Annotated in this window: 27 protein-coding genes; all 27 read left to right on the top strand. The window is 46.3% G+C overall.

The genetic code is table 11. The features are described 5' to 3' along the window. Window positions 1-24 precede the first annotated feature (24 nt). Window positions 25-1,092 carry an EscU/YscU/HrcU family type III secretion system export apparatus switch protein gene (locus tag IGI73_RS00585; RefSeq protein WP_428207008.1) on the top strand — a complete coding sequence of 356 codons (1,068 nt, stop codon included), beginning with the start codon at window positions 25-27 and terminating at the stop codon, window positions 1,090-1,092. Window positions 1,093-1,111: 19 nt separating this feature from the next. Further along, window positions 1,112-3,187, top strand: a complete 2,076-nt coding sequence (gene flhA, locus IGI73_RS00590; RefSeq protein ID WP_005232779.1) for a flagellar biosynthesis protein FlhA — start codon at window positions 1,112-1,114, stop codon at window positions 3,185-3,187. 30 nt (window positions 3,188-3,217) lie between these two features. Continuing rightward, the gene (locus IGI73_RS00595; RefSeq protein WP_015508736.1) at window positions 3,218-3,925 is read left to right on the top strand and encodes a sigma-70 family RNA polymerase sigma factor; all 708 of its coding nucleotides are present in this window, start codon (window positions 3,218-3,220) and stop codon (window positions 3,923-3,925) included. After that, window positions 3,922-4,623, top strand: a complete 702-nt coding sequence (locus IGI73_RS00600; RefSeq protein ID WP_061053556.1) for a flagellar hook-basal body protein — start codon at window positions 3,922-3,924, stop codon at window positions 4,621-4,623. Before IGI73_RS00595 ends, IGI73_RS00600 begins: the two co-directional genes overlap by 4 nt. Window positions 4,624-4,633: 10 nt before the next feature. Then, window positions 4,634-5,416 carry a flagellar hook-basal body protein gene (locus IGI73_RS00605; protein ID WP_015508738.1) on the top strand — a complete coding sequence of 261 codons (783 nt, stop codon included), beginning with the start codon at window positions 4,634-4,636 and terminating at the stop codon, window positions 5,414-5,416. Window positions 5,417-5,428: 12 nt separating this feature from the next. Continuing rightward, on the top strand, window positions 5,429-6,139 hold the full coding sequence (locus tag IGI73_RS00610) for a cell division ATP-binding protein FtsE (RefSeq protein ID WP_428207004.1): 711 nt from the start codon (window positions 5,429-5,431) through the stop codon (window positions 6,137-6,139). Between the two features lie 154 nt (window positions 6,140-6,293). Then, window positions 6,294-7,589: a methyl-accepting chemotaxis protein gene (locus tag IGI73_RS00615; protein WP_005226627.1), complete on the top strand. Its 1,296-nt coding sequence runs from the start codon at window positions 6,294-6,296 to the stop codon at window positions 7,587-7,589. Window positions 7,590-7,607: 18 nt separating this feature from the next. Further along, window positions 7,608-8,111, top strand: coding sequence for a chemotaxis protein CheW (locus IGI73_RS00620; RefSeq protein WP_074535612.1), 504 nt, complete (start codon window positions 7,608-7,610; stop codon window positions 8,109-8,111). Further along, complete coding sequence (locus tag IGI73_RS00625; RefSeq protein ID WP_005226629.1) at window positions 8,083-8,592, top strand: chemotaxis protein CheD; 510 nt, start codon at window positions 8,083-8,085, stop codon at window positions 8,590-8,592. Before IGI73_RS00620 ends, IGI73_RS00625 begins: the two co-directional genes overlap by 29 nt. Window positions 8,593-8,607: 15 nt before the next feature. Then, window positions 8,608-9,618 carry a protein-glutamate methylesterase/protein-glutamine glutaminase gene (locus IGI73_RS00630; RefSeq protein ID WP_016609024.1) on the top strand — a complete coding sequence of 337 codons (1,011 nt, stop codon included), beginning with the start codon at window positions 8,608-8,610 and terminating at the stop codon, window positions 9,616-9,618. A 5-nt stretch (window positions 9,619-9,623) separates the two neighbouring features. Then, entirely contained in the window at window positions 9,624-10,397 is a 774-nt protein-coding gene (locus IGI73_RS00635; protein WP_128488763.1) for a CheR family methyltransferase, read from the top strand. Window positions 10,398-10,418: 21 nt separating this feature from the next. Next, complete coding sequence (locus IGI73_RS00640) at window positions 10,419-12,470, top strand: chemotaxis protein CheA (RefSeq protein ID WP_010748546.1); 2,052 nt, start codon at window positions 10,419-10,421, stop codon at window positions 12,468-12,470. Beyond that, complete coding sequence (locus IGI73_RS00645) at window positions 12,467-13,054, top strand: chemotaxis protein CheC (protein ID WP_005226634.1); 588 nt, start codon at window positions 12,467-12,469, stop codon at window positions 13,052-13,054. Before IGI73_RS00640 ends, IGI73_RS00645 begins: the two co-directional genes overlap by 4 nt. Before the next feature lie 14 nt (window positions 13,055-13,068). Beyond that, a complete protein-coding gene (locus IGI73_RS00650) occupies window positions 13,069-13,431 on the top strand; it encodes a response regulator (RefSeq protein ID WP_003129084.1) in 363 nt (120 codons plus the stop codon). 19 nt (window positions 13,432-13,450) lie between these two features. Further along, window positions 13,451-13,840, top strand: coding sequence for a chemotaxis protein CheW (locus IGI73_RS00655; protein WP_005226635.1), 390 nt, complete (start codon window positions 13,451-13,453; stop codon window positions 13,838-13,840). 17 nt (window positions 13,841-13,857) lie between these two features. After that, entirely contained in the window at window positions 13,858-14,868 is a 1,011-nt protein-coding gene (gene fliM / locus IGI73_RS00660; RefSeq protein ID WP_005232756.1) for a flagellar motor switch protein FliM, read from the top strand. Then, window positions 14,865-15,923, top strand: coding sequence for a flagellar motor switch phosphatase FliY (fliY, locus tag IGI73_RS00665; protein WP_005226637.1), 1,059 nt, complete (start codon window positions 14,865-14,867; stop codon window positions 15,921-15,923). Before fliM ends, fliY begins: the two co-directional genes overlap by 4 nt. 95 nt (window positions 15,924-16,018) lie before the next feature. Next, window positions 16,019-16,294, top strand: coding sequence for a flagellar biosynthesis anti-sigma factor FlgM (gene flgM, locus IGI73_RS00670; protein WP_005226638.1), 276 nt, complete (start codon window positions 16,019-16,021; stop codon window positions 16,292-16,294). Further along, the gene (locus IGI73_RS00675; protein ID WP_005232752.1) at window positions 16,295-16,651 is read left to right on the top strand and encodes a hypothetical protein; all 357 of its coding nucleotides are present in this window, start codon (window positions 16,295-16,297) and stop codon (window positions 16,649-16,651) included. It begins immediately after the preceding gene. Window positions 16,652-16,662: 11 nt separating this feature from the next. Beyond that, window positions 16,663-18,186, top strand: coding sequence for a flagellar hook-associated protein FlgK (flgK, locus tag IGI73_RS00680; protein WP_438759004.1), 1,524 nt, complete (start codon window positions 16,663-16,665; stop codon window positions 18,184-18,186). A 3-nt stretch (window positions 18,187-18,189) separates the two neighbouring features. Then, the gene (gene flgL, locus IGI73_RS00685; RefSeq protein ID WP_428206998.1) at window positions 18,190-19,110 is read left to right on the top strand and encodes a flagellar hook-associated protein FlgL; all 921 of its coding nucleotides are present in this window, start codon (window positions 18,190-18,192) and stop codon (window positions 19,108-19,110) included. A 136-nt stretch (window positions 19,111-19,246) separates the two neighbouring features. Then, complete coding sequence (locus IGI73_RS00690) at window positions 19,247-20,329, top strand: flagellin (protein ID WP_428206996.1); 1,083 nt, start codon at window positions 19,247-19,249, stop codon at window positions 20,327-20,329. Window positions 20,330-20,431: 102 nt separating this feature from the next. Beyond that, window positions 20,432-20,845, top strand: a complete 414-nt coding sequence (locus IGI73_RS00695; protein WP_438759005.1) for a flagellar protein FlaG — start codon at window positions 20,432-20,434, stop codon at window positions 20,843-20,845. 4 nt (window positions 20,846-20,849) lie between these two features. After that, window positions 20,850-22,271 carry a flagellar filament capping protein FliD gene (fliD, locus tag IGI73_RS00700; RefSeq protein WP_195961410.1) on the top strand — a complete coding sequence of 474 codons (1,422 nt, stop codon included), beginning with the start codon at window positions 20,850-20,852 and terminating at the stop codon, window positions 22,269-22,271. Between the two features lie 73 nt (window positions 22,272-22,344). Further along, window positions 22,345-22,674, top strand: coding sequence for a hypothetical protein (locus tag IGI73_RS00705; RefSeq protein WP_005232745.1), 330 nt, complete (start codon window positions 22,345-22,347; stop codon window positions 22,672-22,674). 13 nt (window positions 22,675-22,687) lie between these two features. Next, window positions 22,688-23,056, top strand: a complete 369-nt coding sequence (gene fliS / locus IGI73_RS00710) for a flagellar export chaperone FliS (protein WP_008376567.1) — start codon at window positions 22,688-22,690, stop codon at window positions 23,054-23,056. A gap of 165 nt (window positions 23,057-23,221) precedes the next feature. Then, window positions 23,222-24,973 carry a hypothetical protein gene (locus tag IGI73_RS00715; protein ID WP_428206993.1) on the top strand — a complete coding sequence of 584 codons (1,752 nt, stop codon included), beginning with the start codon at window positions 23,222-23,224 and terminating at the stop codon, window positions 24,971-24,973. Window positions 24,974-25,061 lie beyond the last annotated feature (88 nt).

Here is a 25,061-nt window from a genome sequence, read left to right on the forward strand (position 1 = left end):
AGGTAGCCAGCAGGAGGTGAGAAGATGGCAGAAAAAGATGGCAAAACCGAACTACCTAGTGCCAAGCGGCTGCGGGATGCCCGCAAACGCGGGGAGGTCCCTAAAACCCAGGAATTAGCAGCAGCTGTTTCGCTATTGGTCTTCTCGTTTTTGATCCTGTCTTTATGGCAGTTTTTCGCAGCTTCTTTTTTGCCTTATTTTTCCCGAAGTTTGGCGCAGCTGGCTGATTATCAAACCAGTTTGGCGGATCTGCCGAAACTGGGGGTGCAGAGTATCTTGCTGCTGCTTTTGTTGTGTGCGCCCGTCTTTCTGGTCGCGCTCGGAGTCGGGCTTATCACGAATTATGCCCAAGTTGGTCTGTTGTTTTCTGGCAAGACCGTCAAGCCAGACTTTAAAAAGCTGAACCCCATCAGCGGGATCAAGCAGCAATTCAGTTTGCGCTCGTTGATGAATTTAGGCAAAACATTGGCGAAATTCGGCGTGATCGTCTACTTGTGCTACCAACAATTTTTAGCCGCCGTCCCTGTTTTACTGGGTTTGAGTGAAGTCGGGTTGGAAAAAACGATCCTGTTCATGCTGCTGCGGGCCAAAGAATTGTTTTTACAGATCTCGATTTTCTTGATCATTTTGGCCGTAGTCGACTACGGCTACCAACGCTATAGCCATCGTAAGAACTTGATGATGAGCAAGCAGGAAGTCAAAGAAGAGTTCAAGCAAATGGAAGGTGATCCGCAAGTCAAAGCACAGCGCAAAGCGAAGTACCGTGCGATGACCCAAAATGCCATCGCCAACGTCAAAGAAGCGACGGTTTTGATCACCAATCCGACCCATTTCGCCATTGCGATTCGTTACGATGCCAGTAGTGAAGGGGTGCCGCGGGTCCTGGCCAAAGGGGCAGATCAGCTGGCGCAGCGGATGAAAGCAGAAGCACTGAAAGAAAATATTCCACAGATCGAAAACCGTGAAGTGGCACGAGCCCTTTATCGCCAAGTAGAACCCGGGGATCTGATCCCGGTTGAGATGTATGAAGCCATTGCCGAAATCATCGCTTTGGTCTATCAGTTAGAAGAAAGCCAACGCGGCAAGATTTAAGGAAACAGGAGGAACAAAAATGAATGAGGCTGCCTCAAAACCGAAAAAAGGCATTGGTCTGGCGGATATCTTAATCTCGGTGATCGTCCTAGCTATTATTGGTTTGATTATTATTCCATTACCGAGTGCACTATTAGATATTCTGATCATTATCAATTTGACGATCGCGATCAACATTTTACTGATCACCCTGTTTACCAAATCAGTGTTGGAATTCACTACGTTTCCAACCTTGCTGCTGATCACAACGATGTTTCGTTTAGGTTTGAACCTATCTTCCACACGGTTGATCTTGACCCAAGGAAATGGTGGACACGTGATCGATGCCTTCGCCAATGTCGTTGCCGGCAGCAATTACATCGTGGGGATCATTTTGTTCGTGATCATCATGGTGGTTCAGCTAGTCGTCGTGACCAATGGTGCAGGGCGTGTCTCAGAAGTGACTGCTCGCTTCACATTGGATGCGATGCCCGGCAAGCAAATGGCGATCGATTCCGACCTAAATGCCGGTTTGATCACGGAAGCGGATGCCCGCAAACGACGAAAAGATCTGCAGCGAGAAGCTGATTTCTTTGGTTCGATGGATGGTGCCAGCAAGTTTGTCAAAGGGGATGCGATCGCAGGGATCTTGATCACTGTTATCAATTTAGTCGGCGGGGCGATCATTTTCTCCATGGGGGGACAAATGACCGTCATGGAAGCCTTCGCCCAATTCGGGAAACTGGCGATCGGGGATGGCTTGGTCAGCTCGATTCCCTCTTTATTGATTTCGATTGCTTCTGGGGTGATCGTGACTCGTTCCGATAACGATAGTTCCTTTGGTTTGGATATTGCGGCAGATGTGATGCGTAATCCCCAACTGTTTCGGATCGTGGGGGCGATTCTCTTCGTCTTAGCCTTAGTTCCTGGGTTTCCGTTTGTGCCTTTTGTGTTGATTGGTTTAGGCCTTTTTGCAGCCAGCTTTCTGGTGACGCAAAAAGAAGAAAAGCAGCGAGTGGAACAAAAACAATGGGAACAAAAATTGGCACTGGAACGCAAAAAAGAAGCACAGGAAGAAGACGATTCCGTGGCTTCCTTCCAAGTGGAACCAATCTCAGTGGAAATCGGTTATGGTCTGATCCCTATCGTGGATAGTTCGATCGACAACAGCTTGATGAACCGCATCGTGGCGATCCGTAAACAGAGTGCTAGAGAATTAGGGATCTTAGTCAGTCCCGTTCGTATTCGCGACAACCTCTACTTGGATGCCAATGATTACGTGATCAAGATCCGCGGCAACGAAGTCGGCCGCGGCGATATTTACCCGAATAAAGTCATGGTGATCAGTCCGAATGAAGAGCCGTTTCCTTTTCAAGGAATCGCAACAAAAGAACCAGCCTTTCATCTGGATGCTATGTGGATTGATGAATCCGATAAGGAGATGGCGGATCTGCAAGGGTTTACGATTATCGAGCCGTTGACCGTGATCGCAACACACTTAAAAGAAATCATCTATGCCCATGCACCAGAGCTGTTAGGTCGCCAAGAAGTCAAGAAATTATTGGAGGGCATCAAAGAGCAGTACAATGTCGTGATCGATGAATTGATCCCCGATATTTTACGGCTCGGCGAGGTCCAAAAAGTTTTACAAAATTTATTGGATGAGCAAATTCCCATCAATGACTTAGCAACGATCTTAGAAACTTTAGCCGATTACGGCGTTGTCACGAAAGACGTAGAAGTTTTGACAGAATATGTCCGCCAAGCATTGAAACGGACGATCGCTGCCAAGTATGCTAATGAGAACCACGAGCTGCAAGTGGCGGTGATCCAGCCGAAACTAGAAGAAATCATCGCTCAAAGTATCCAAAAAACCGCAACTGGCTCGTACCCGGTCTTAAAACCAGATACCGTGACCAAGCTGTTGGATTCCATCAGTGGGATCCAACATGCGGCGATCGCTCAAAATATCAATTTCGTGATTCTGGCATCGCCTAAGATCCGGTTAGCATTCAAAAAAATGATCGTTTTTAATTTTCCAGATATCGCCGTTCTTTCTCTAAATGAGATTCCCAATGAAATTGCGATCGAAACGGTGGGCAGTATTGACATTTAAGCAGAATTTTCTTAGGAAGGGGCATCGCCGATGTATGAAGTCGATCGAGAAGCGGAGATCATCAAGTATCTGCCGCTAGTGGAACGGGTGGTTCAGCGCCTGTCTATCAAAACCGCCGATTATGAATCAGGCGATCTCTATAATATTGGGGTGATTGGGCTGATGGATGCCTTGCGGAAATTCGATCCCTCAAAAAAAGTTCCTTTTGAAAGCTATGCAGCGATTCGCATCAAAGGGGCAATTATTGATGAAGTACGCAAGCACGCCAAAATCTCCCGATACAAAATGGCGGCAGTCAATCAGTTTTATCAAGCACGGCAAGAGTTGGAGCAAAGCCTCAAAAGAGAAGCGACCGACACCGAGATCTGCAAACAGCTGGGAATCAACCAAAGTCAACTAGCGGATATTTATGAGAGTCTGCACTACTTAGCCAGCGTCTCTTTGGAAGATACCTTGTTTGCTTACCAAGAAGAAGGCATGACCTTAAAAGATATGGTTCGGGATCCAGCCGAAAATGTCGAAGATACCTTGGTCGCTGAAGAAAAACGCACCGCCTTGGTGGCGTGCATCAAAAAATTAGGGGAACGGGAACAATTGATTTTAAGTTTGTACTATACCGAAGAACTGACGTTAAAAGAAATCGCTGAAATCTTAGAAGTCTCGATTCCGCGAGTTTCACAAATTCATGGCAAAACGATTGCCAAATTGCGCACATTGATTGAGGAGGAACTGGCATGATTCGAGGATTGGATGTCTTATCACGGAACATTTCATTATTACAAAAGCGACAAGAGACGACGAGCGGCAATATTGCCAATGTCAATACAACAGGGTATCAAGCAAAAACTTTGTTCCAGTCGGCGCTAGATGAAGTCGCATTGCATAATTACCAAAGCGGGCCCAATGCGGATACCCGCCGTGATATCGGTGGATTGTCTTTAGGGACCCAATTGGCAGGCAGTACCATCAGTCAAGACCAAGGCGCCGTCAAACAGACGGGACAAGCCAGCGATTTTGCACTGCTTTCCGAAGGATACTTTGTCGTTCAAAACAATGCGGGGCAGCGGTTGTATACGAGAAATGGCGACTTTACCGTCAATCAGCAGAATCAATACGTGACACAAGAAGGCTATCTTGTCTTGGGTGCCAATGGACAAGCAGTCAGCGCCTTGGGACCAGCGAACTTTCAGATCCAAACATTCCCCCCAGAAGCATTGACTACAGCTGGTCAAAACTATGTGACTAGCAACGCAGCAGGAACCACGGTGAATGCACCCGTGATCCAGCAAGGTGCCTTAGAACAAGCCAATGTAGCGGTTGCCGATGAAATGGTGGCGATGATCCAGACTTCTCGCGAATTTGAAGCCAATCAGAAAGCCTTGAGTTCAACGAATCAGACATTGCAAAAAGCGGTCAACGAATTAGGAAAGATTTGAGGATGAGTCAATGAATATCAGTGGATTATTAGGAATCAGCCGTTCTGGGTTGAATCATTTGCAGACAAACTTAGACACGACAGCCAACAACATCGCCAACGTCAATACCAATGGCTACCAAGCACAAACGACCCATTTTCAAGCATTGATGGAAAATGCCATCGGTGCAGAAGAAACGCTATTTAATGGCAACGCCGCCCAATATGGTGCGTCAATGGGGGCAAAAGCGACTACGACTACCAGTTTTGCCCAAGGCAATCTGGCGGGCACCACTCAGCCATTAGATCTCGCGATCCAAGGCAATGGCTTTTTCGGGGTCCGGGACCAAACTGGTCAATTGCTGCTGAGTCGAGCAGGCAATTTTCATTTAAGTGAGAACAAGCAATTAGTCAATAGTGAAGGGTACCCTGTGGCAATGACCACAAACGTACCGACCCCTCAGTGGCCAGATGCGCAGCAAATCGCAATAGATGCCAGCGGTCAGCTGACGACGGAAGAAAATGGTCAGACTCGCGTGTTGGGACAGCTGACCCTTTATCAGCCGACGAATACAGAAAACATCACGCCAGTGGGCAACCAACTGTATCGTGCCGGTGATCAAGCGTTGCTTACTTCGCAAACCAATCCAGCAGCCTTTGGCAGCGTCTTGCAAGGACAGTTAGAACAGTCGACAGTGGATCTAGCGACGTCCATGACAGACTTGTTAACGACCCAGCGTGCGTATGGATTGAACACGAAAGCCATGCAGACAGCCGATGAGATGTGGTCCGTGATCAATCGTTTTACAGATTAGAGGAGAAAGAACATGATTCGCTTAACCAAGGTCAGTAAAAAATTCAGCAATGGCACGTTGGCATTGGCCGATATTTCTGTTGCGATCCCTCAAGGAGAATTTATCTATGTGGTGGGTCCCAGCGGTGCGGGCAAATCGACCTTATTCAAATTACTCTTGAAAGAAGAAGAGCTTTCGGCTGGTTCTATCCAAGTCGGCAATGTCTTGTTGGAACAACTCAAAGACCGTCATCTCTATATGGTTCGACGACAAGTCGGTATCGTCGGACAAGAAGACCTTTTGCTTCCTTATCTGACGGTTGCCAAAAACGTCGATTATGCGCTGCAAGTACTAGGCACTCCCCGCAAGCTGCGTCAGGAAAAAACCGCCAAAGCACTGCAACTGGTGGGCATGTTTCTTCAAAAGGATCACTATCCTGAAGAGCTTTCCGTGGGACAGCGCAAAAAAGTAGCGATTGCGCGGGCGATCGTCACAGAGCCAGCAGTCTTGATCGCCGATGAGCCCACCGCCAATCTGGATGCGAAATCAGCCGTTGAAGTCATGAAACTGCTCTTGCGGATCAATCAAGTCGGTGCCACGATCCTCTTGGCGACTCACGACAGCACGATGGTCAATACGGTCCGTAATCGGGTGGTCGAGCTGCAAAACGGTCGCTTGGTTCGTGATGAATATCAAGGCGGCTATACGCGCTTTGCTGATCCAAAAGATACATATGTCTGGTGAAGATGCTTAACTTTTCTAGCAAAAGATCCGATTAAAGAACTAGAAGATTGTTTTCATAATCGGATAAAGAAGGAGTGACCCAACGATTATCAAGTGAAGAGCGAATCTTGATAAACAGCACGACTGATCATTTTGCATAGGAAAGGATACTGTTATGAAGAAGAAGGTACAAGCTATCATCAAAAAAATCCGCTTGGCGGCGTTGATTCCGCTAGGATTTACCCTGATCGTATTATTAGGATGCTATTTCTTCGTGATCCGCACCCACGGAGACGGACAAGCAGCAAAAAGTTTTTTTATTTTTTCAGTAATCGTACTGCTGCTAGAAATCGCAGTGTTAGTAGGAATGACCTATTTGGTAAAAAAAGAGACCCATTCGGGCATGGATACGTTATTGACAGAACTAGAAGCAGTCGGTTCTGGCGATCTGTCGCATATCGATGAGATCGGCAGCAGCGACCAGACTTCTCTTTTTGGGCAAGTTCAAAATCGTTTTCAAGGGGTTTTAAACACCTTCAAAGCGGTGATCGTTGGCATGCACGAAGAAAGCAGCCGAATGGAAAAAATGGTAGGCGGCCTAACGACAACCTCAAAAAATGCCAAAAATTCAATTGAAAATGTGCGTCAGACGATGAATGCCATCGCAGATGCCACTAGTTCACAAGCCTCCGAAGCGGAACAAACCTCCTTTGATATGGACGAGCTAGCCTTAAGTATCGAAGAGATCCACAAAGAGATCGAATTGATGAACGGCTATGTCGGTCAATCCCAAAGCAGCAATGTCCACAATTCAGAAATGATGTTCCATGTGTTTGAAAGCTGGGAGATCGAACGGCAAAACCAAGCAGAATTAGTAGAAAGCATGAACGACATGAACGAAGATGTCCAAAGCATCGGTAAGATCGTTCAGCTGATCAATGACATTTCTGATCAGACCAACTTACTGGCATTGAATGCATCCATTGAAGCAGCTCGAGCTGGAGAAGCGGGCCGAGGGTTTGCCATCGTTGCGGAAGAAGTCCGCAGCTTGGCGGAACAAAGCAGTCAATCAACGAAAAGCATTCGTTCGATCATTGAAACGATCCGCAAAAAATCGGAAAAAGTGGTCTCTGCAGTGACGGATTCCTTTGAAAGCGGCGAAAAACAAACCAACAATATCAACAAAGCGATCGAGTCAGCCAATGAGATCTCTGATATTGTCGAAAAATTGGTTTCAAGTATTCAAGCCGTGGAAGCCCATATTACGGGGATCGTTGAGAAAAAAGACATGGTTCAAGTTTCCGTCAGCAACATTTCGGCTGCTGTTTCGGAAACCTCTGCCGGCACCCAAGAAGTAACGGCAAACTTAGAAGACTTCTACTTAGTCATCGAAGACTTTGAACGGAATGTGCAAGAGATCGAAACGATCGCCACTATCCTTAAATTCCAAGTGGATAGTTTCAAATTCTAAAAAGGAGCAGTGACGCCAATGGAACAATACGTTGTATTTAAAAGTCATCAACAACTCTTTGCCTTGCGTATCGACTATGTGGTACGGGTCATTGAGGCTGCTTCTTTTACACAGCTGCCGGAAGTGGCGGATTTCGTGCTGGGGATCCAGCCTTTTGAAGAGGCAATGGTGCCGATCATTGACATCCGCAAAAAGCTGTTTGATGAATTTACACCGGAAACTGGGCAAAATGTGGTCTTGTTGTGTCACTGGCAAGAGCAGGCGATCGGCCTTTACGTGGAAGAGATCGTCGGCATTTTACCGCTAGTTGAAAGTCCTAGCAATGCGGAACTAAATACATCAGGACTCAAGCAAAACTATATCGAAGCCTTTCTGAAAAAAGACGATGAACTTGTGCTGGCATTGGAGCTGCCGTTTCTCTTCAGCTATGAACAAGCCGCTGAGATGACGGCGGAGTTAGACGCCTATCAGACAGAGGAATTGGCAGCCGTCAATGACCATGACAATGATGACCGTGAATGAGGAACTGCATGTGGGGATCTCGGAGTATAAGATCGCCCAAGCGCCGACGCGTTTGATCACGGTGGGTTTAGGTTCTTGCATCGGCACGATCATTTACGATGAAGCCAGTCATATCGGCGGCTTGAGTCATATTATGCTGCCAGATAGTCAGCCTTTTTTGCACAAGCGGGAAATCAAGCCCGAGAAGTTTGCGGACTTGGCATTGCCAGCGATGGTGGCTGAGCTGGAACAAAAGATCCGTCGGCCTCGCTTTCAAGCGAAAATCGTTGGCGGCGCCAATATGTTTCAGTTCCAGACGCTTAACGCTGCCAGCAATATTGGCCAGCGCAATATTGAAGCCGTCGAGGAAGTCTTGGCTCGGCTAAACATTCCGATCGTAGCCAAACATGTTGGCGGCAGCGCTGGTCGAACGATGATCGTAGATCTTCAGGATTTCAAGACCATGGTTCGGCAAGTCAAACAAGAAATCGTTTATTTGTAAAAGGAGTACAGGGACATGAAAAAAGTAATGATCGTCGATGATTCGGCATTCATGCGGAAAGTAGTGACAGATTTATTGAATCAGCTGCCTGATATCGAGGTGACCGTCGCTGCCCGCAATGGCAAACAAGCATTGGACTATCTGACCAAAGAAGCGATCGATTTGGTAGTAATGGATGTGGAGATGCCAGTGATGAACGGATTAGAGACCTTGCGGAGGATGAAACAGCAATCAGCCATTCCCGTCATCATGCTTAGTTCATTAACCAATCAAGAAACCACGATTGAGGCATTGGCGCTTGGCGCCCGAGATTTTGTGGAAAAACCCGTCAGTCTATCGATGATCGAAAAAGAATGGATCGCTGAATTTCATCAAAAGATTTTGGCGATGGATCATGAAGTTGGTACGGTTCACCCGCCAGTACCAACGATTGCCCAGCCCACTAAGCTGACACAAAACAGCTTGCCGGTATCACTTGATGCGCTAGTCATTGGTGCTTCAACAGGCGGACCCCGTGCTTTGCTGGGAATTATTCGCCGTCTGCCTGCACGTTTGCGTTGCCCGATTTTGATCGTTCAGCATATGCCAGCGGGCTTCACGGCTTCCTTTGCAAAACGCTTAGACACAGAGACAACCGTCCGAGTACAAGAAGCAGTCGACGGCATGCGGATCGAAAATCAAGTGTATCTTTGTCCAGGGGATTACCACATGACGGTCCAACAAGGGCACCTGCAGCTGGACCAGCGAGAAAAACGGCATGGGACGCGGCCAACCGTCGATTATCTTTTTTCCTCAGCAGCTGACTACTATGGCCCGCAACTAGCGGCAGTGGTTTTGACGGGGATGGGAAAAGACGGCACCGCTGGCTTACGACAGATCCAAGCGGCTGGGGGCTATACGATCGTTCAAGACAAAGAAACGTGTACAGTCTTTGGGATGCCGCGGTATGCCATTGAACAAGGAGTCGTAGATGAAGTCCTGCCATTGCAGGGCATTGAAGCAAAAATTGCACAGATGGTCAGGTGAAGAAGATGGAAGAAGAATTTGCCTTATTTAATGCGTGGGTGGATCGCCGATTAGGGATTCCCTTAGCCGCATACAAAGAAAATCAAATGCAGCGCCGCATTCTTACGATCATGGAAAACAGCGGGGCAAAAACGTTGAGGGAGTACCAGCAATTGATCGAAGGCGATGACGGGGTGCGGGCGGCTTTTTTAGCCCATATCACCATTAACGTAACGGAATTTTATCGCAACAAAGAACTGTTTGACGCCTTTGAACGCGTCTTGAAAACCATTGTTCTCCCGAAAACCACGCTGCCCAAAATTTGGAGTGCCGCATGTTCGATTGGGGCAGAACCCTATACGATCGCGATGCTGCTAGAAAAAAACCAAATTGCCGCAGCCAATGTCTTGGCTACCGATATCGATACGCAAATTTTGGCAAAAGCCAAGCAAGGACTCTATCGAGACCATGAATTGCGGAATGTCTCAGCGGCAGAACGTACCCGTTTTTTTGATGCAAAAGAAAAGAACCAGTATCAGATCAAAGCGGAAATCAAACGGCGGGTTCATTTTAAGCAACACGATCTTTTGAAAGACCCGTACAATGGGCCTTTTGATGTGATCGTTTGCCGCAATGTGACGATTTATTTCAAAAGCGATGCTCGGGATGCCGTCTATCAAAAATTCAGCGATGCATTGGTCCCAGGGGGCATTTTGTTTACGGGAGCGACAGAAACGATCAATTTTGCGGAACAATTCGGTCTCAAGAAAATCGATTCGTTTATCTATCAAAAAGTATAATTTTGTAAAGGAGGGACCCATTTGGATGACAATAGTGTCTATCGTACCCTTTTCTTTGAAGAAACAGACGATCATTTAGCGCAGTTGAATGATCATGTCTTGCAATTGGAAAACGATCCAAAAGATAGCGCCTTGCTGAATGATATTTTCCGTTCTGCCCATACCCTTAAAGGGATGGCGGCAACGATGGGCTATGACGTCATGACGCAGCTGACCCATAAAATGGAAAATATTTTTGAGTTATTTAAAACTGGGACCTTGCAAGTGACCCAGCAATCGATCTCATTGATTTTCAAATGTCTGGATCGTCTGTCAGAACTTGTGGAGGACTTGCGGGAAGAACGCGACCTGCAGCCAGCTCAAATTGCCGATTTATTGGCCGAACTTGACCAAACGGAACATTCTGGCGGTATATCAACCGAGACAGAAGCAAGCCAAAACCCCACCGCAGTGGGCGCGTTAACCCCACAGCTTCAACAGATCGATCCTTCTGATCTGTATGTGATCGAGCAAGCGGCTGGAGATGGCTATCAAGCGGTCCAAATTGCTGTTCGCTTAGATGCCCAATCCATGTTAAAAGGTGCTCGTGCCTTCTTGATCATGGAAAAGCTTGGCCAAGCAGGGGATGTTCTCTATACAGAACCAGATGCCCAAACACTTGAAGAAGGCACCTTTGAATCAGATTTTTCACTGCTGTATTTGACGCAGCAAACACTGGCTGATGTCGAGCAAAACATCGCCAGCAACAGTGAGATCGAAGCCTTCGTGGTGGCACCGTTTGATCCTTCAGCTGCTGTGTTGGAGGAGGCAGAAGAGCTGCTTCAACCAGTGCCGACCCCAGAGTCAGAGACTTCTGCTCTTCAGCAAGCGACAACAGAAACGAAAGAAAAATCGCCGGCGCCCGCGCATCATGCGTCCGCCCAAAATCAATCGATCCGAGTCGACTTGAATCGCTTAGATTCATTCTTGGATCTCGTGTCCGAATTGGTGGTCTATCGCAATCAATTGGAAGATGTCAGTGAGCGGGAAAACATCGAAGCAGTCAAAGACCCCTTAGAGCAAGTTTCGCGATTGACCTCTGAGCTGCAAGATTTGGTCTTGCGGATCCGCATGCAGCAAGTCAATGTCGTCTTTAGTCGCTTTCCACGAATGGTTCGGGACTTATCCAATGAACTGCAAAAGGAAATGGAACTTGTCATTTTTGGGGAAGAAACGGAATTGGATAAAACAGTGGTTTCTGAGTTGAGCGAACCTCTGGTCCATCTGTTACGTAATTCTGTCGATCACGGCATCGAAGCACCCGATGTTCGGGAAAAACTGGGCAAACCGCGCAAGGGCACGATTCGCTTGGCGGCCTATCAAGAAGGCAATCGCGTGATCATTACTTTAGAGGATGATGGCAAAGGCCTTGATCCGCAAGTAATCAAAGCAAGTGCTGAAAAGAAAGGCTTAGCAACGGAAGGTCTTTCCGATGAAGCGTTGCAGCAGCTGATTTTCCATCCTGGTTTTTCAACGGCGCAAGAAGTGACTAACATTTCTGGGCGCGGTGTCGGGATGGATGCCGTGCAATCGAAGATCACCCAACTAGGGGGCACGATCGAAATGAAGAGCCAGCCGAATAAAGGCACGCAGTTTGTGATCAAATTGCCATTGACTCTATCGATCATTCAAGCGTTGATGGTTCGCGTCGGAGCAGAAACCTTTGCGATCCCATTAAATCTCGTCGAACGCGTGGTGATGGTCAAAGAAGAAGAGATCATCCAGACGGTCTCAGATGAGGTCTATCGTTTTCAAGAGGAGTTGATTCCCTTGGTTCGGACCGATCAACTCTTAGCGATCGAAGGCGATCCATCTGAGAAAAAATTCGCCATCATCGTCAACAATGACCAGCAATTTCACGGCATTTTGGCAGATGAGCTGATCGGCCAGCAAGAAATCGTCATCAAGAAAATCGATCCGCTGCTGCAAAAGCTGAATCGCTATCAAGGGGCAACGATTATGGGCAACGGCTCGATCGCACTGATCCTAGACATTCATGCCATCTGTCAGGAAAAAAAGGATGACCGCTTATGAGCTATACAGCGCTGCAAATCGATGGCCTAAAAGAACTGATCAATATCGGCGGTGGTCACGCTGCGACTAGTTTATCAAAGCTCGTCCAACAACCGATCGATATGCGGGTACCGGAAGTCGAGATTCTAGCGTATGAGGACCTGTATCAGCAGATCATGGCGGAAGACAAAGAAGTTCATGTGGTGATGAGCCAGATCGAAGGGGCATTTCGAGGGATCTTCTTGTTTGTCTTAACGGATGAATCCGCCGCAAAATTGCGTCAGTTGATGATCCAAGAAAGCGATCCGTCTGAAGAATTGAAGCAATCGGTCATCAACGAGTTGACCAACATCCTTACCAATTCTTTTTTGATCGCGATCGGGCAACTGTTGGAAACCCAGCTGAGTGCGTCTTTACCAAGCGCCAGCTATGATTTCTTTGGCGCAGCGATCAGCTCCATCTATTTGGCGATGGCCCAGTATGATGAGCAGGTGATGGTGATCCGTAATGAGTTCGTCTACGCCAAAGAAACATTAGAGGCATCGTTATTTTTGATTCCAGAAATCGGTGTACTAGAAAACATATTTGATTCATTAGGAATTTGAAAGGGGCAAATACAATGTCAAAAAAAGTATTGATCGTGGATGATGCGGTATTTATGCGCATGAAATTAAAGGATATTTTAGAAAAAAACGGCTATGAAGTCGTGGGGGAAGCCCAAAATGGCCAAGAGGCTTTTGAAAAATACCAAGCAACGACACCAGACTTAGTGACCATGGATATCACGATGCCAGAAGTGGATGGCTTAGAGGCATTAAAAATGATCCGCACGTTTGATGCGCAGGCCAAAGTCGTAATGTGCAGTGCCATGGGACAACAAGGAATGGTGATGGATGCGATTCGCGCCGGTGCGGTGGACTTTATCGTGAAGCCCTTTGACACGGACCGCGTAATCACTGCCATCGACAAAGCCTTTGCCTAATGCCTAGGAGGATAGCGACATGCAGATGATTCTTTTCAAAATGGCTCAGCAGTACTATTTGATCTCGGCGGACTCGGTGGACGAGGTCATTGATGCCCCTTCTTTTACGAAGGTGCCCTTAGCACCAGAGTGGGTGGAAGGGTTGATCAATCTGCGGGGGTCTGTCGTAACGGTGATTCGTTTGGCAAAATTGATTCCCATCATGGAACCAGCCTACGAAAAAAACATATTGATCATGAAGAAGCAAGAGGAGACCAAAGGGGTCCTCGTAGAAGAAGTAATTGAAGTTCTTGATATCACCGAAGACGATATCCAACTAAGCAATCAAGAGACAGAACATGCCGTTGGGGTCGTGACGATCGGTGAAAAAGTAGCCAGTGTGATTCAAATCGATCACATGATTTTTTAAAAAAATGGGGGATTAGTGTGGATCAGGTATTGACGCAGCAAGAGATTGATTTATTGTTGAATGCGATGAGCAGCGGAGAGATCGATCAAGAAATTATTGAGATAGAAGACAAACAAGCCAAAGTGAAAGCCTACGATTTTCGCCGACCAACAAAGCTGTCGAAAGAATACGTCAATACCCTGCACATGATCTTCGAGGATTTCTCGAAGATGAGCAGTAGCATGCTTTCTACCCAACTGCGGACCAATGTTTCTTTGCAGTTGGCAGCTATCGAACAAGTCAGTTATGACGAATTTATCCATTCGATACCAAAATTTACTTTGTTGGGGCTCTTTCATTCGCAGCCTTTGAGCGGGATTCAAATGATCGAGATGAACCCACAACTGTGTATGATGTTGGTGGAGTTGTTGTGCGGCGGCTTGGATGTCTATCAAAACAAGCCGATCGAAATGGATTTTAGCGAGAAAAAAAGTTTTACTGATATTGAAACAGCAATCTTGGAAGAAGTGGTGGCACAATTTGTACGGGTCTACCAAAATGTTTGGAAGGACATCGTTGCCTTGGATTCGGTTTTGGATGGAATCGATACGAATCCGCAATTGATGCAAAACATGTCGCCCAACGAACCCGTCGTGTTAGTGACCTTTACTATCAAAATTTTTGAAGTGAAACATTTTATCAATCTATGTATCCCTTATGTCTTCTTTGAAGGGATCATTGATAAATTAAGTTTCCGCAATTGGTTTGATAGCAATCAGCCAGTCAACCAAGACGATAGCCGCGAGTTGCAAAAAAGTTTGAATGGCGTCGGTTTGAATTTAGAAGTTCTGCTGGGCCATGCTCAAATGAGTCTTTCTGAGTTTCTCCACTTAGAAGAAGGCGATGTCATCAAACTAGACAAAAAAATTACTGAACCATTGGAGACTTTCATCGATGGAAAACCTTACTTCCGAGCAAAACCTGGGAAGCAAGAGGACCGTTTAGCCATTGAATTATTAGACAAGTTAGAAGAGGAGCAAGAACTATGAGTGAACGTTTATCCCAAGCAGAAATCGATGCATTGTTGAATCAAAGTGCCCCAGCCCAGCCACAAGGATTAGAAGAGCAAGTCAAAGTCGACATTATCGGCGAAGTTGGCAATATCTCCATGTCGCAAGCGGCGACGACGTTGTCTTCCATTCTTGATCGTCGGGTCAGCATCACGACTCCCCGGGTGTCTAAAATCAAATTTGGTGAGATCTTAAACGACCTCGTTGCACCAAAAGTAGCGACGACAGTTGAATTTAAAGAAGGCCTTTTAGGCAGTAATTTGATGCTATTAGAAGTCAAAGATGCCATCGTGATCGCCGATTTGATGATGGGTGGAACTGGTGAAACCAGCAACACTCAATTTACGGAATTAGAGCTAAGTGCTGTGGCAGAAGCTATGAACCAAATGATTGGGACTGCCTCGACTTCGATGGCAACGATGATCAGCCGCAAAGTGGATATCTTGCCGCCGATCGTCAAACTATGGGAGACACCAGAAAACATTGAGTATAGCGGGATCGAGGCAGAGGAAGAGATTTACTGTATCTCATTTTCTTTGCGCGTCGAAGGTTTGATCGAAAGCAAAATCATGCAGATCTTTACGGATCCTGTGGTCAACGATATCGCCAGTGCGATGCTCTCAGACGAAGCGACTGTCGTTACTCGGGAAACACCAACACCGCAGCCAACGGCACCCGTTGCTGCGCCTACGCCAGAACCAGCGGCTGCATCAAAGCCCGTGGAAGTCAGCAAACCTGCGTTTCAAACATTAGCCTCCAGCGGTGTGAGCGATGGGGATAATTTGGACTTGATTCTTGATGTGCCATTGGATCTAAGTGTCGTGTTAGGCCGCAGCAAAAAAACTATTAAGGACATTTTATCTTTCAATACGGGGTCCGTCATCGAGCTGGAAAAACTGACGGATGAACCGCTAGAGATTTTGTTGAACGGCAAGCTGATCGCCACTGGGGAAGTCGTGGTCATCAATGAAAACTTCGGTGTGCGGATCACCAACATTCTTTCGCAAAAACAACGCATCCATAATTTGCATTAATTTGAAGAAATCGCAAAAAGTTAAACATATGGGTTTAACTTTTTTGTGATTTGACCGATAGTAGAGGGTAGAAGAATGAGAACGGAGGAGAACCTATGAAAATCGAAAGAGGTTACGCAGAATACAGCGACAAGGCCATCAAACGTGAAGCGGTCAAACAAGAAAAGCCATCTGCTGCTCAGACAGAAAAAACCGTCGATGTTCAATTGTCCGAAACAGCTCAAGCCATTCAAAAGAGTGCCAATCAAACAGCCAGTCGCAGTGAGCGAGTGGCAGAATTGAAACGAGCGATCAAAGAAGGCACCTACCAAGTATCTGCCGAAACGATCGCAGATAAAATGCTGCAACAAGATGAAAAGCAGGTCGACTAGATGACAGAACGGGAATTTGAGCGTCAGCTTCAGCAGTTCTTGCGGTTGCTGCAAAAAGAAAAGACCTGCTTGATCAAAAATCAAGCAGAAAAATTACCAGAACTCGTCGAGAAAAAAACCGCCTTCGTACCCGTTTTTTCCACGTATGAAGGAACTCTTTCAGTGACGATCAAAGAACTCATCCGCCAGATCCAAGTGCAGCAAGCCGAAAATCTCCTGCTGACGGAGCAAGCCATTAGTTTCCAAACTGTTTTGATGGATGCAGTCAAAGAAAATATCAAGACACCGGCAAATACGTATTCGAAATACCAAGAAAAACAAGCTGTCTCAACAGCGATCATCGATCAAAAAATGTAAGGAGTACTTCTATGACAGGACTATTTGGTTCATTAGGCACCGCAACCCGGGGCATGACCGCCAATCAAGCAGCGTTGCAAACCAGCAGCCATAACATTGCAAATACCAATACAGACGGCTACTCAAGACAACGAGTCAACTTGCAAGCCGAAGCGTCTTATCATTTAGCGGGTGTCGGCAGCATCGGTATGGGTGTGAAAGTCGGCAGTGTCGAACGGATCGTCGATGATTTTGTCATTGGACAAGTACGCAATGCCAATTCTACCTATACATATTATGAACAAAAAGCAGACATATTAGGACAGCTGGAAAGTTTAATGAATGAGCCTTCTGACAATGGACTGTCCAAACAGCTGGCAACGATGTTTGATTCTTGGACCGCATTAGCCAACAATCCTGAACTGGATACGTCTAAGACCCTTGTGCTGGAAAACAGCAGTACGTTTGCCGATACCATCAACCAAATGGGCAAACAAATGACGCAGCTGCAAAGCGATACGCTGGATACCATCGAAAAATCCGCGCTGGACTTCAATGAGAAGGTCAAACAGCTGCAATCCTTGAATGAACAGATCTATGGGTTGACGACGAGTGGTGAGACACCCAATGATCTTTTAGATCGTCGAGACAGTCTGTTGAAAGATCTCTCGGGTCTAGCAGGGATCGAAACCAAGACCGATCAGTATGGCCGTGGGTTTGTATCTATGAGCGGACAGACGATTTTAAGTGCGGAGGAACGCAATACCCTTAGTGTGGTGGTGGGACAAAGCGACACAGGCGCCTTGGTTTCCAAAGACGGCAACGCCTTGAATCCTGCCGAAACCATTACAGGGTCTTATCCAGCTGGAACCGTCTTGTTGACGAAAACCACCGACAATGGCGAAACCGCCTATACAGAATTGCCGATCAAAGAAGGCGCGATTGGTGGCCTGCAAGCATCATCTAGTGAAATCGGCAGCCGCTTGACGGAATTGAACAACTTTACGACGACGATCGCGCAAGCCATGAACATGGTCTTTACCGGCGGCGCTTCTCGCACAAGCGGACTATTTGAGATCGGCCAAGATGATACCGGCACAGCGACGACGATTCGGGTCAGCCAAGCACTGTTAGATAACCCAAGTCTGGTGACCGGCGGAACGAGCAATGCAGCAGGAGATGGTTCAAGAGCTGCTGCAATGGCGAAACTCAGCAGTGCCAAATTGGATTTCCCGTTGTCAGAAAAGACGATCGCTTCTTTTGATTCTGAGACATTGACGTTTGCTAGTGCAGCATCGGGCATGAGTGTCAGCAGTTATTTTAACAGCATCGTCACCAAAAACGGAATCTCAAAACAGCAAGCCGACAATACGGTCAGTGCCCAATTGTCGCTGCTGAATCAACTAGAATACAAAAATCAATCGGTGTCTGGGGTTTCATTAAATGAAGAAATGTCAGATGTGATTCGTTTCCAACAAGGATTTCAGGCCAATGCCCGCATATTATCGGTCGTTTCTGAAATGTTAGACACATTGATCAATCGAACAGGAGTGTAGACCATGCGTATTTCCAATTCAATCACCTACAATGATTTTTTACGAAATCTAGGAACCAACGCCTCCAAAGTCCAATCCACGTTGAATCAGCTATCGAGCTTAAAAGAAGTCAGCAAGTCCTCGGATAATCCGCTGCTGGTTTCAAAAATCATGGATCTCAATGTGTCGTTAAATCAAAACAAAACTTACAACAATACGATCAAAGACAGTATTTCTTGGACAAAAGCCCAAGATTCTGCTTTAGAAAGCGTCAGTACTTCGATGCTGCGGATTCGCTCGTTGGTTCAATCTTCTGCCAATGCGACAGCTGGCAGTGAGGAATTAGGGGCAAATCGTTCAGAGATCGAGCAAGAGATCGAAGGCATCGTTGAATCATTAAACACCAACTTTGATGGCCGCTATCTATTTAGCGGAACGAATACGACGACGGCGCCTTTTGAGATCGTCAAAGAAAATGACGCCATCGTCGGTATCAAATACAATGGCACCAGCGAAGACTTGCCGCGAGAAATCGCAAATGGGGTCTCAGTGGATCTGTTAGCCAGCGGTGATCGTCTGATGAACGAGACGGGCACCACTGCGGATCCCCAAAATTTAAGCACCTATTTCAATGATTTGTTGTCTGCATTGCGCAGTGATGATAAAGATGCCTTAGGGGGCGAGCTTTTAACCGCTCATGACCAGCATGCCACTAATGTGGTGAATGTACGGGCGCAGATCGGCACCCTCTACAATCGCTTGGAGGCGGCAGCTGATCGAAATGAGACGGAAAAGCTGAACTTGACCGAAACACTGTCCAACAAACAAGACGTCGATATTGCGGAAAAGTATATGGAATATCAAAATCAAATGACTGCCTACCGTTCAACATTAGCGATGGGAACAAAGATCATGCAGATGTCCATTCTAGATTATTTAAATTAACCCAAAAACTTTTGTTCTTTGCTGAGAGCAAAAGTTTTTTATTTTTTTTAGAAAAAAGGCTTAACCCTGAACGGTTTCTTCCGATAAATAGTAGCAGAGGGAAACCTTAGCGAATAAAAATTAGGAGGAACTACACATGAGAATCAATACAAACGTTTCAGCATTGAATACTTACTCACGCCTAACGGCAGCAAATGCTTCTAAAAGCAATTCTTTGTCTAAATTATCTTCAGGCTTACGCATCAACAAAGCTGGGGACGACGCAGCTGGCTTAGCAATTTCTGAAAAAATGAAAGGCCAAATCGGCGGTTTGTCACAAGCAAAAAGCAACGCACAAGATGGTATTTCATTGATCCAAACAGCAGAAGGTGCATTAAATGAAACCCACAGCATCTTAGGCCGTATGCGTGATCTTGCGGTTCAAAGTTCAAATGGTACGTTAAGTGATGACGACCGCAGTGCGATCAACAAAGAATACACCGCATTGTCTGATGAAATCGACCGTATCAGCAATACCACTGAATTCAATACAAAAAGCTTGTTAACTGGTGAAGGCGACGATGCGAAATCATTCACTTTCCAAATCGGTGCCAACGCAAACCAAACAATGAGCGTTTCGATCAACAACATGAGCTCATCTGCCTTGAAAGTAAAAGGCTTAGATTTAACACAAGCCATTGATACAAGCGATGCCAAAGCTGTTGCTGCAGCAAAAGATAAAGCAGTAGCGACTGCCTTCGAAGCAGATACTACAACAAAATATGCAGCGGACGGCACAGTTGATGCGGCAGCTGGTAAAACAGTTGCTGAATTAAAAACAGCCATCGAATCAGAGACGGATGATACAGAAAAAGCAAAGGCTCAAAAAACATACGATGATGCTTTAGCAACATTTACCGCTTCTGATGAAGGCAAAGCAGCAGCGGCAACTGTCAGCGTTGAAAACAACCCAATTACGAAAATCGATGAAGCGATCAAAGCAGTTTCTGCACAACGTGCGGATCTTGGTGCGGCGCAAAACCGTCTAGAACACACAATCAACAACTTAGGTACAACGCAAGAAAACCTATCTGAAGCAAACTCACGTATCCGTGACGTTGATATGGCGCAAGAAATGATGAGCTTTACGAAGAGCAACATCCTTTCTCAAGCAGCAACTTCAATGTTGGCACAAGCAAACTCAATGCCTAACAGCGTATTGAGCTTGTTACAAGGATAATTTTTGATCAAGTGAACCACTGACACAAGGACTGCCTAGGGGAAGCGCAGTTCTTGTGTTTTACATAGCAGCACAAAAACGCTTAGAAATGAGGAAGCTCTGATGGATATTCAGCCAATGTCAGGAATACACCCGATCGAAGCCGTTGCATCGGTCGCTAAAGCACGTCCGATCGAATCCCTAGATCAAGAGAACGCCAACCTTCAGCCGCAACACCAAGAGGGGAAACTGGCGGAGAAAAAGGAACAGACAGTGGCCACTGAACCGCCGATCCACTATTTTTCAGTAGCCGATCAGCACAAGATCGCAGCCTCCGTGGAGGAAGTGAATCAGCGACTACTTGGCAAAGATATGAAATTGGCTTATGAAGTACATGCGCGCACAGGGCGTACGATGGTGCGTTTAGTGGATATGCAGACCAACGAAGTGATCAAAGAGATCCCGCCCGCCAACATGCTAGACGTGATTGGGAAAATATGGGATGACATGGGCATCGCGGTCGATCGAAAGGGATGAAAACATGGCAAGTGTAACCAGCAGTTCAGGAATCAGTACAACGCTAGGGAGTTATTCTGGCGTGACTTCAGAAGATATTGAAAAATTATTGGCGGCAGATGCGATCAACAAGACCCGCGCTGAGAATAAAATCACGTCGCTTAAAGCACAAAAAACGGCGTGGAGTGATATCAGCACTCGCTTGACTAACTTTTTGTCAAAAGTCGATGCATTACAAAAAGATGATGCTTATCAAACGAAAAAAGCGACGACCACCAATAGCAGCATCGCTTCAATTGCAGGAACAACGGAAGCTCCAGAAGGCACCTATGATCTAAAAGTCAACCAACTAGCAACAGCCACGAAGGTGACGGGGAGTCAAGTAGCTCAAAGCAGCAAAACGGCCCTAAATGTCAGTGGTCAGCTGTCATTGACCAGTTCGGAAGTCGATGAAGATGGCAAACCGATCACCGCTTCGATCGAGATCACGGCCGAAGACAGCTTAAAAGATGTGGCAGCCAAGATCAATAGCCAAAGCAAGTCGACTTTCGTCGCGGCGAGCATCGTGGATAACCGTTTGATTTTAACGAACACCAAAATGGGCGACAAAAATTTCTTGATCGACGGCAATGCTGCCGAAGGGTTAGGGATCGGTTCAACTGCGACAACGACGCAAGGCCAACCGGCTATTTTTGAGCTAGACGGCATGAAGATCACTCGCGACAGCAACAGTGTGACGGATGTTATCGATGGTGTCACGCTGACGTTAGCGAAAAAAAGCGAGGAGCATGTGACGCTTTCTTTAGCCAATGATACCTCGAAAGTCGTTGATGCAGTGCAAGGATTAGTGGATCAATACAATAGCTTGATGAGTTTTATCGGCGACAATTTGACCGTGGGAGATCCTAGTAGTGAAAACAACAAGACGGGGACCTTGGTGGGAGACAGTGCATTGACCCGTCTACAGACCCAATTGCGAAATTTGATCACCATTCCAGCCGTCAGCGGCTCAAAGCTGACCGCCAATAAGCTAGGCATCTCCACAGTCGATAATGATGGTACATTGGGATTGGATACGACAAAGTTAAAAGAAGCCTTAGCGGAAGATCCCGCTGCTGTGAAGTCTTTCTTTTATGCAAGTACGAAAACCAAAGAAGCTGATGGCACTGCGAGCACGAAAGAGACTGGCTATACACTAGCCCTAAAAGAATTAGCCAACAGCTATGTCGTCAATACTTCAGCCAATAAAGGGATCATTGCCACCAAATCTGCGACCTATGACAGTACCATCAAGGATTTAAACAAGCAGATCACACGGTTTGATGATATTTTAGCAATGAAAAAAGAGCGTTACATCACAATGTTTACCAAGTTAGACTCCGTGATGATGGAGGCTGAAAATCAGCTGAGCTACCTAAGCAATCAGTTTGCCAATACGTCAAACTAGGCAGGATAGCCGATTAAAGCAGTCATTTTTCATTCGCATAAGAAACCCTCGTCAACATGAAAGGAAACAACCTATGGAGCCACACGTATCATTAGATGAACGTTTGAATCAGATTTTAACTGGTTTTGCCCAATGGCGCGGCGACAGCGAAGAAGCCAGTCGTTTGATGGCAGCCAATGCAGCGGTCATAGCAGCCATGCAAGCAGAAGCACAGAGCCATAGTCCACAAACCAGTGCATTGGCGCAACAAGTGATCCAAGCGTATCAAGCGTTCTTAGACCAGGTCAAAGCCCAGCAGCAAGAGATCAAACAAGAATTGGGGCGTTTGAACCGCAAAAACAATCTTGTCAAAACGTATTTGCAGCAAGAAGACAGTGCTGCCTTCGTCGAATTTGATTTATAGTGAGGAAAAAAAGATGAATTATCAAAAAATGCAAAACAACTATTTGCAGAACCAAGTAATGAGTGCTTCCCCCAACAAACTGATTGAAATGCTGTTGCAAGCAGCGATCAAAAATATCAAATTAGCAGTGATCGCATTGGAAAAAGAAGAGTTGAGCCAAGCTCATCAGCAATTTGTCAAGGCGCAGAATATTTTATTGGAATTACGGGTCTCTTTAGACCGTGAGCAAGGTGGCGCTATTGCAGAAGATCTCGATCAGCTGTATGGCTATATGTACGATCAGCTAGTCAGTGCCAATGTCCAAAAAGAGGCAGCCCCTGCAGAAACGGTCGTCCCGCTTTTAAGCGAACTACTGGAAAGCTGGCAAACGATCACCCAATAAATTTGAGAAAAAGCACAGAAACGACCACCTAAAACCTAGAAAAGTTTAGTAATTGGTTAAATTTTTACCATGTATCCCTTTTCACTAAGCTTTCTTTTTCCCCTCCTCGTCCCTATCTGGTACTCTTTTTATGAGCGTACCGAAAAGGTGCAAGGAGGTTTTTTTTTGAAACAAAAAATAGTACAAAAGCCGCTTTTCTGGCAAGTGGTGATTCTGATTGCAATGAGTGGTGTTTTTTTATTGCCGCAGATCTTAGGCCAAGGCATGATTTTGGGCTCTGATGTGGTCTTTCACTTCAATCGTTTTTATGAGACCAGCCAGCAGATCAAAGAGGGCAATTTTCAATATTTTCTTTCTATCTACGGGTTTCAGCAATCTGCTCGTATCGTCAATGCATTATACGGGCCCTTTTTTGCCTATTTCCAAGGATTGCTGGTCTTGCTGAGTCCTTCGTGGTTTTCCTACCAGCTGCTCGCCAACGGGCTGCTCTATTTGTTAGCAGGGTTTTCGATGTTTGGCTTATTAAAGAAATTACGAGTCAATGGTTGGCTGTCAGTGGGGATGAGCGTCCTGTTTATGGCGACCTATTCTGTCCAGTATTGGATTGAGCGACAGGGCTTTTCTGCTTGGGGGGCGGCTGTGCTGCCGCTGTGCCTGATTCCACTGATCGCACTAGGGGAACATAAACGGTTACGGCCTTTTGCGGTAGGGGTTTCCGTGGCGGTCTTATTTCAAATCCATGTGTTTTCAAGCATCTTGTTAGTGTTCTTATACGTGCCCTTTTTCTTACGCGCCTTTTTTGTTGGGACTTCTGGCGAAGAAAAACGACAATTGGTGCTGCGCTTAGCAGGAGCGATCGGGATCTTCTTGCTACTGACCGCCAATATTTGGTTAGGGATGTTGGATCTTTATACGAGTAACACGTTGATCGCGCCTTTTGTGAATCGCAACATGCAGAACAATACCATTACTGGAACCAGCAGCTATTGGTGGACGACTCCGTACCTGCTGCCCATCTTATGTGCTTTGTTCTTTTGCGGTGCGATCCGTGTGTGGCCGCGTCTATCTGGCGGCTTCAAATTAATGACGGCAGCTGCAGCAGTCTTTTTCGTTTTATCATCGAACGCTGTTCCTTGGCAATGGCTAGGCAGTCTGGACAATGGTGTAATCAATTTACTGCAATTTCCTTTTCGGTTCTTTGTTCCTGCCACGATTTTGATCTTAGTCGGTTTGTGCCTGCTAGTTCCTTATTATCGGGGCAAGCCATTGGCAAATCCGCGTTGGTTTGTCCTCATTTTAGTCTTGAGTGTTGGTCAAATCCTGATCCAAAACACGGTCAAGATGCAGGACTGGCACTCCGATGAAGCTGCGGTTTCACTGCGAAACCACACCTATCTGTCGGCGGAATCTGAAGCGCAATTGAAGGAAGCCTATTTTAGTAAAGACAAGTCCTTAGCATTAGCGCTGTATCAACGTTCTACGCCAGATTATCTGCCCCTCTATCAAGAGACCAAGAAGAACAAGTACAATTTGTACGGGGAAGAAATCATTGAAAAGAATGATACCGTGGCAAAAACCGTAGAAAACGGGAAGCTTACTTTACGTTGGCAAGGTGATCAAGAGACGTGGAAGGCGTTACCGATCATCAATTACCGATATACTGAATTGACCCTCAATCAGCAGCCACTAACTGAAAAAGATGTCTCTTTGAGTGCCATTGGTGCTGTTTCTGTCCAACAGCAAGCAGGGGAGAATGTCTTAGTCGTTGATTACGATGCGCCTTGGTTTTTCGACGGAGCTTTATGGCTGACGATCGTTTCTTGGCTCGCTTTACTCATCGGCTTTATCAGCTGGAAAACAAGACAGCTGTACCGTCGTCGTAAGGTCGTACAAGCTTTATTGAAAGAATCTGAATAAAATGAATCAGAAAAGAACTTCAGCGAGAGGGCTGAAGTTCTTTTTTTGCTGATCAACAACAGTGGACCTGTTGCTTTTCGTCAGAAAC

The sequence above is a fragment of the Enterococcus sp. DIV0755f genome, assembly GCF_051713725.1.
In the GTDB taxonomy this organism is placed as follows: domain Bacteria; phylum Bacillota; class Bacilli; order Lactobacillales; family Enterococcaceae; genus Enterococcus_D; species Enterococcus_D casseliflavus.

Bases quoted from the DNA above. Each gene is read 5' to 3' on its own strand.
- IGI73_RS00585 (WP_428207008.1), top strand. From the start codon at position 25: ATGGCAGAAAAAGATGGCAAAACCGAACTACCTAGTGCCAAGCGGCTG.
- flhA (WP_005232779.1), top strand. From the start codon at position 1,112: ATGAATGAGGCTGCCTCAAAACCGAAAAAAGGCATTGGTCTGGCGGAT.
- IGI73_RS00595 (WP_015508736.1), top strand. From the start codon at position 3,218: ATGTATGAAGTCGATCGAGAAGCGGAGATCATCAAGTATCTGCCGCTA.
- IGI73_RS00600 (WP_061053556.1), top strand. From the start codon at position 3,922: ATGATTCGAGGATTGGATGTCTTATCACGGAACATTTCATTATTACAA.
- IGI73_RS00605 (WP_015508738.1), top strand. From the start codon at position 4,634: ATGAATATCAGTGGATTATTAGGAATCAGCCGTTCTGGGTTGAATCAT.
- IGI73_RS00610 (WP_428207004.1), top strand. From the start codon at position 5,429: ATGATTCGCTTAACCAAGGTCAGTAAAAAATTCAGCAATGGCACGTTG.
- IGI73_RS00615 (WP_005226627.1), top strand. From the start codon at position 6,294: ATGAAGAAGAAGGTACAAGCTATCATCAAAAAAATCCGCTTGGCGGCG.
- IGI73_RS00620 (WP_074535612.1), top strand. From the start codon at position 7,608: ATGGAACAATACGTTGTATTTAAAAGTCATCAACAACTCTTTGCCTTG.
- IGI73_RS00625 (WP_005226629.1), top strand. From the start codon at position 8,083: ATGACCATGACAATGATGACCGTGAATGAGGAACTGCATGTGGGGATC.
- IGI73_RS00630 (WP_016609024.1), top strand. From the start codon at position 8,608: ATGAAAAAAGTAATGATCGTCGATGATTCGGCATTCATGCGGAAAGTA.
- IGI73_RS00635 (WP_128488763.1), top strand. From the start codon at position 9,624: ATGGAAGAAGAATTTGCCTTATTTAATGCGTGGGTGGATCGCCGATTA.
- IGI73_RS00645 (WP_005226634.1), top strand. From the start codon at position 12,467: ATGAGCTATACAGCGCTGCAAATCGATGGCCTAAAAGAACTGATCAAT.
- IGI73_RS00650 (WP_003129084.1), top strand. From the start codon at position 13,069: ATGTCAAAAAAAGTATTGATCGTGGATGATGCGGTATTTATGCGCATG.
- IGI73_RS00655 (WP_005226635.1), top strand. From the start codon at position 13,451: ATGCAGATGATTCTTTTCAAAATGGCTCAGCAGTACTATTTGATCTCG.
- fliY (WP_005226637.1), top strand. From the start codon at position 14,865: ATGAGTGAACGTTTATCCCAAGCAGAAATCGATGCATTGTTGAATCAA.
- flgM (WP_005226638.1), top strand. From the start codon at position 16,019: ATGAAAATCGAAAGAGGTTACGCAGAATACAGCGACAAGGCCATCAAA.
- IGI73_RS00675 (WP_005232752.1), top strand. From the start codon at position 16,295: ATGACAGAACGGGAATTTGAGCGTCAGCTTCAGCAGTTCTTGCGGTTG.
- flgK (WP_438759004.1), top strand. From the start codon at position 16,663: ATGACAGGACTATTTGGTTCATTAGGCACCGCAACCCGGGGCATGACC.
- flgL (WP_428206998.1), top strand. From the start codon at position 18,190: ATGCGTATTTCCAATTCAATCACCTACAATGATTTTTTACGAAATCTA.
- IGI73_RS00690 (WP_428206996.1), top strand. From the start codon at position 19,247: ATGAGAATCAATACAAACGTTTCAGCATTGAATACTTACTCACGCCTA.
- IGI73_RS00695 (WP_438759005.1), top strand. From the start codon at position 20,432: ATGGATATTCAGCCAATGTCAGGAATACACCCGATCGAAGCCGTTGCA.
- fliD (WP_195961410.1), top strand. From the start codon at position 20,850: ATGGCAAGTGTAACCAGCAGTTCAGGAATCAGTACAACGCTAGGGAGT.
- IGI73_RS00705 (WP_005232745.1), top strand. From the start codon at position 22,345: ATGGAGCCACACGTATCATTAGATGAACGTTTGAATCAGATTTTAACT.
- fliS (WP_008376567.1), top strand. From the start codon at position 22,688: ATGAATTATCAAAAAATGCAAAACAACTATTTGCAGAACCAAGTAATG.